General features: G+C 53.4%; 6 protein-coding genes. 2 read left to right on the forward strand and 4 right to left on the reverse strand.

What is annotated here, in order from left to right:
* A partial coding sequence (locus AC1HCM_RS07585) for a ribbon-helix-helix protein, CopG family (RefSeq protein WP_479461169.1) occupies positions 1-110 on the reverse strand: 110 nt, incomplete at its 3' end.
* Positions 111-298: 188 nt separating this feature from the next.
* On the opposite strand from AC1HCM_RS07585, the gene AC1HCM_RS07590 reads away from it, so the two are divergent.
* On the forward strand, positions 299-1,057 hold the full coding sequence (locus AC1HCM_RS07590; protein ID WP_479461164.1) for an NADH-quinone oxidoreductase subunit B family protein: 759 nt from the start codon (positions 299-301) through the stop codon (positions 1,055-1,057).
* Positions 1,050-2,303, forward strand: coding sequence for a Ni/Fe hydrogenase subunit alpha (locus AC1HCM_RS07595; protein ID WP_479461165.1), 1,254 nt, complete (start codon positions 1,050-1,052; stop codon positions 2,301-2,303). The genes AC1HCM_RS07590 and AC1HCM_RS07595 overlap by 8 nt, the downstream gene beginning before the upstream one ends.
* Here AC1HCM_RS07595 and AC1HCM_RS07600 read toward each other — a convergent pair.
* The 3 genes from AC1HCM_RS07600 to AC1HCM_RS07610 all read right to left on the reverse strand — a co-directional run.
* Positions 2,290-3,096, reverse strand: a complete 807-nt coding sequence (locus AC1HCM_RS07600) for an FAD/NAD(P)-binding protein (RefSeq protein WP_479461166.1) — start codon at positions 3,094-3,096, stop codon at positions 2,290-2,292. The two genes, AC1HCM_RS07595 and AC1HCM_RS07600, sit on opposite strands and share 14 nt — an antisense overlap.
* Positions 3,089-4,159, reverse strand: a complete 1,071-nt coding sequence (locus tag AC1HCM_RS07605) for a 4Fe-4S dicluster domain-containing protein (RefSeq protein ID WP_479461167.1) — start codon at positions 4,157-4,159, stop codon at positions 3,089-3,091. Before AC1HCM_RS07605 ends, AC1HCM_RS07600 begins: the two co-directional genes overlap by 8 nt.
* On the reverse strand, positions 4,152-4,832 hold a 681-nt coding region (locus AC1HCM_RS07610), incomplete at its 5' end, for a thiamine pyrophosphate-dependent enzyme (RefSeq protein ID WP_479461168.1). The genes AC1HCM_RS07605 and AC1HCM_RS07610, both read right to left, overlap by 8 nt.

Raw genomic sequence — 4,832 nt, forward strand, 5'->3', positions numbered from 1 at the left:
TTTATGGCTTCTTTTATTATCCCGGTCCTAGTCTTTCCCTCCTCCTTAGAAACCCTATCAAGCTCCTCAAGAAGAGAGGGCTCCAGCCTGAAGGAGATAACTCCCTTCATAGGAAGGGATTTTAGCACATTTTCGTATTACTTATCTTTTTAAATATAGGAACAGCTGAGATTATACAGAGCAAAGTTATATACCTTTTGTATTACAATGTATATTATTAACATAATCACAATTATGTTAACAAAATTGGTCTCTGCAGATAAGCTTAGAGGGGTTATACTGATACTCAGGAGGGGTAATGGGTAGAAAGCTGAAGATAGGGATATTCAAGCTGTCCTCCTGCGACGGCTGTCAGGCGAACTTTTTTGACCTTCCCTCTTTATGGGAGCACTGCGAGGTCGTTTACTGGCTCCTCGGGGGCTGGGCTGGGGAGCCTGAGGAGATGGACATAGCCTTTGTTGAAGGTTCCGTATCTACGGAGGAGGAGGCTAAAAAGCTAAAGGATATAAGGGAAAGATCAAAGATGCTGGTGACAATAGGAGCCTGCGCCACTTCGGGAGGAGTGCAGGCACTTAGAAACTTCGGAGAGCTTAGCTCCTTCAAGGAGGTTTACCCGAACCCGGAGTTCATTGAGGTCCTTGAGAGGAGCACACCCGTTAAGGAGCACGTCAAGGTTGACTACGAGATATTCGGCTGTCCCATAAACCCGAGATCTCTGGAGAGCTTCATAAAAGCCGTTCTCCACAACAGGAGACCTGAGATACCCGATTACCCCCTCTGTATGGAATGTAAGCTGAGGGGGAACGTATGCGTCATGGACGCCTACCGGATACCCTGCCTCGGTCCGGTTGTTAGGTCCGGCTGCGGTGCCCTCTGTCCGTCGGTAAAGCGGGGTTGTTACGGGTGCTTTGGTCCCTGCAAGGGGGCTAACGTTGAGTCCCTCGTGAGCTGGTTCAGGGGGATGGGACTCTCCCCAGAGGAGATAAAGGAGCTGTTCAGGAACGAAAACGCCTACTCGGAAAGCTTCAGAAAGGTCGTGGAGGGAGAGATTGGATAGGGTAAGGATAGACCCCCTTAAGAGGGTTGAGGGTCTCGGAAGGCTATTCGTTGATACTGAAGACGGAGAGGTTAAAGGGGTGAGGCTTGAGATATTTGAACCGCCGAGGTTCTTTGAGAAGCTCCTCATAGGTAAGGAGCCGGATGCGGTCCTTGACACCGTAGCCCGGATATGCGGTCTCTGTCCCGTAGCCTACCAGATGAGCGCGACCGAAGCCTTTGAAAGTATATTCGGGGTTGAGGTCAATGAAAGCGTTAGGATACTCAGGAGGGTTTTATACTGCGGGGAGTGGATAGCCAGCCATTCCGCCCACATCTTTTTCCTGCACCTTCCCGACTTCTTCGGTAAGGAGAACTTCCTCCAGCTCGCAAGGGAGAGGAAGGACATCCTCAACATGGGGCTGACCCTGAGGAAGGTTGGAAACTGGATAATGGAGGTCATAGGAGGGAGGTCCATCCATCCGGTAAACCTCAGGGTAGGGGGATTTTACAAGCTTCCCTCGGAGGGTCAGATAGAGTCAACCCTTCAGGAGGTTGAGAGGTCTGTACCCTTAGCTCAGGAGCTCCTTGACCTAACCCTATCCTTAGAGTATCCGGAGCTGGAGGGAGAATGGGAGATGATATCCCTGGGAGAGGCTGATACCTATCCGATAACGGAGGGGAGGATAGTCTCTTCCGGGGGGTGGAGCGTTGAGAAGGATAGGTTTGAGGAGAAGGTTGAGGAGTACCAGGAGCCCCACTCAACAGCCCTCTATGCGAGGCTGAGAGGAGGGGGAACTTACATGGTCGGTCCCCTGGCGAGGCTGAACAACAACCACAGGTACCTCCCGCCGGAGGTAAGGGAGAAGGTTAAGGTCCCGATGAGCAATCCCTACAAGAGCATAATTGCAAGGGCTGTGGAGATCCTTTACTCTCTGGAGGAGGCTAAGAGGCTCCTTGAGAGGGTTTCCTTGGAAGGCGAGCCCTGTACACCCTGGAAGCCGAGGGAGGGAGAAGGTGTTGGTGTGACGGAGGCTCCGCGGGGTATCCTCTACCACAGGTACAGGGTTAACAGGGAGGGGAAGGTTGTAGAGGCTAACATAGTTCCGCCGACATCTCAGAACCAGAGGGTAATGGAGGAGGCTGTACTGAAGAGGCTGAGGGAGAACAAACGGGATCTGGGGGTTGAGGCGGAGAAGGTTGTGAGGAGCTTTGACCCCTGTATATCCTGTGCCTCCCACTTCCTCGTAGTGGTCAAACTTCCCTGACGCCGAGGAGGGGCTTTACCCTTGAGTAGGGGAAGACGGGACCGTCCCTGCACACGAAGGTGTATCCGAACTGGCAGTGCCCGCATGTCCCTACAGCACACTTCATGTGCCTCTCCATGGATAGGTATATCCTCCCCTCCTCTATCCCAAGGTCAAGGGCTTTCTTAGCTCCGACCACCATCATAACCTCGGGTCCGCAGGTCATGAGGACTGTTCTCTCGGGATTGATCTCAACAGCTTCAAGGAGGTCGGTAACGAAGCCAACGTGCCCACTCCAGCCCTCAACGGGCTTGTCAACGCTCAGCATGAGCTGAACATAACTCTTCCAGAAGTCGTACTCTTCCCTGTAGAGGAAACCCGAAGGGTCCTTCGCACCTATCAGGAGGTAAACCTTTCCGTACCTTTCCCTATTTTTTATAACCTCCTCAACGACCGGCTTGAGGTCCGCCAGACCAAGACCGCCCGCAAGAAGGATGAGGTCCATCTCCTCCCACTTCTCAAGGGGAAAGTGGGTCCCGTAGGGTCCCCTGATACCCACGAAATCCCCCTCCCTGAGGAGGAAGAGATCCTCAGTCACCTCACCCACGAGCCTGACCGTGTGCTCTATGAGGTCCCTCCTCGTTGAGCTTATTGATATAGGAACCTCCCCCTGGGCGTAAACGTATATCATGTTGAACTGACCGGGTCTAAAGGGCGGGAAGCCATCAACCCTGAAGAGGAACCTCCTCGTGCTTTTGTTTTCCTCAACCACCTTTACTATCTCAGCCTTCCTGAGGGCGAAGAGGTTATCCATCCCCCGATATCCTCCTGACCTCCTCCGTTATGTCTATGCCTACCGGACACCAGGTTATGCACCTCCCACAGCCCACACACCCGAACTTCCCGAACTGACCAACCCAGTAAGAGAACTTGTGCATGAGCCACTGCCTGTACCTTGAGCTTATACTCCCCCTGATGGGAACGCCGTGGATTGCAGAGAAACTCTCCCTGAAGCACACGTCCCATCTCCTCTCCCTGAAACTCTCGCCTCCGTCCAGAGAGACCTCATCAAGAACCTCATAGCAAAAGCAGGTAGGGCAGACCATGGCACAGCTCCCGCAGGCTAAACACCTCTTCCCGATCTCATCCCAGAGCGGTGAGTCTATCCTGTCAAGGAGTCTCTCCGGAAGCCCTTCCGTCCTTACCCTCCTCCTTATCAGGCTCTCAGCCCTCTCAATTACCTCCCTCTCCTCCCTTAGCTCCTCTTCACTTACCTCCCTTCCTTCAAGTCTGCTGACTATCTCCTCTCCCCTCTCGCTCCCCGCTCTGAGAAGGAAGCCCTTTCCGATCTCAGAGATAAGGATGTCGTAGCCTTCTTTGACCTCGGGACCTGTTCCCATAGATGTGCAGAAGCAGGTGGAGGAGGGTCTCGGACAGTTCAGAGCAACGATGAAGGCTCCTTCCCTCAGGGAGGCGTAGTAGGGGTCCTTCTGCTCACCGAGGAACACATCGTCCAGTATCTCAAAAGCCCTCAGGTCACAGCCCCTCAGAGCCACAAAGGCATATCTCTTTCTCTGAAGCGGGAACTCCTGCTTGAGGTCGGGCGTTATCCTCATCAGGCTTGTCCTCGGAGGGTGCAGGAACCTCTTCAGCGAGTCGTATCCGTGGACGTACCCGAAAAAGAGCTCTCCCTCCTCAACCCTGTAACTACCCTTCTCCTGCTCCTCCTGAACCCCCGTTGCCATCTCCTCTGGAGAGCTTATCCCTTCAAGGGATATCACACCGTCCCTCAGAACGGGGGCGACCACATCGTAGCCCTCTTCAAGGAGGATCTCCAGCAGTTTGAATATCTCCCCTTTGGGGATAAGCTTAGTCATAACTCACGCCGAGGAGCCTCTCCTCATAGGTGGGTTTCTCCGTTCTGTAGAAGATACCAATGGGTATCTTTGTGTCCTCGCTGTTGTAATCCCACTCCTTAGCCCTTCTGTAAGCCTCCTCATAGTTCGTGGGGTCGTGTCCGACATCCTCAAGCCTGTAGGTCATCCTGTTGTAAAGGTCGTAGGTGTTGTAAAAGACCACACAGGGCTGGAGCACATCAACGAAGGAAAAGCCTCTGTGGAGTATAGCCTCCTTGATGATGTTCTTGAGGTGCTCGGTGTATCCCGCATACCCCCTTGCGACGAAGGTAGCGCCAGACTCCAGCATCAGTGCTATAGGGTTCATGGGGTCCTCCGGCGGTCCCTCAGGGGTTGATTTTCCCCGGAAGTGGGAAGGGCTCGTCGGTGTGAACTGACCGGTGGTCAGGCTGTAGGCTCTGTTGTCGTGAACTATAAGGGTTATGTCGGTGTTCCTCTTTGCGGCGAAGATGAGATGAGAGACGCCTTCGGCGTATATGTCCCCGTCTCCAACAAAGCCTATAACCTTGAGGTCTGGGTTGGCAAGCTTTATACCCGTTGCAGTCGGCGGAACCCTGCCGTGGATGGAGTAAAAGCTGCTGAGGTCTATGTAATCAACTATCTTCCCGTGGCACCCTATCCCCGAGAGTATGAC

It is taken from the genome of Hydrogenivirga sp. (assembly GCF_056450045.1).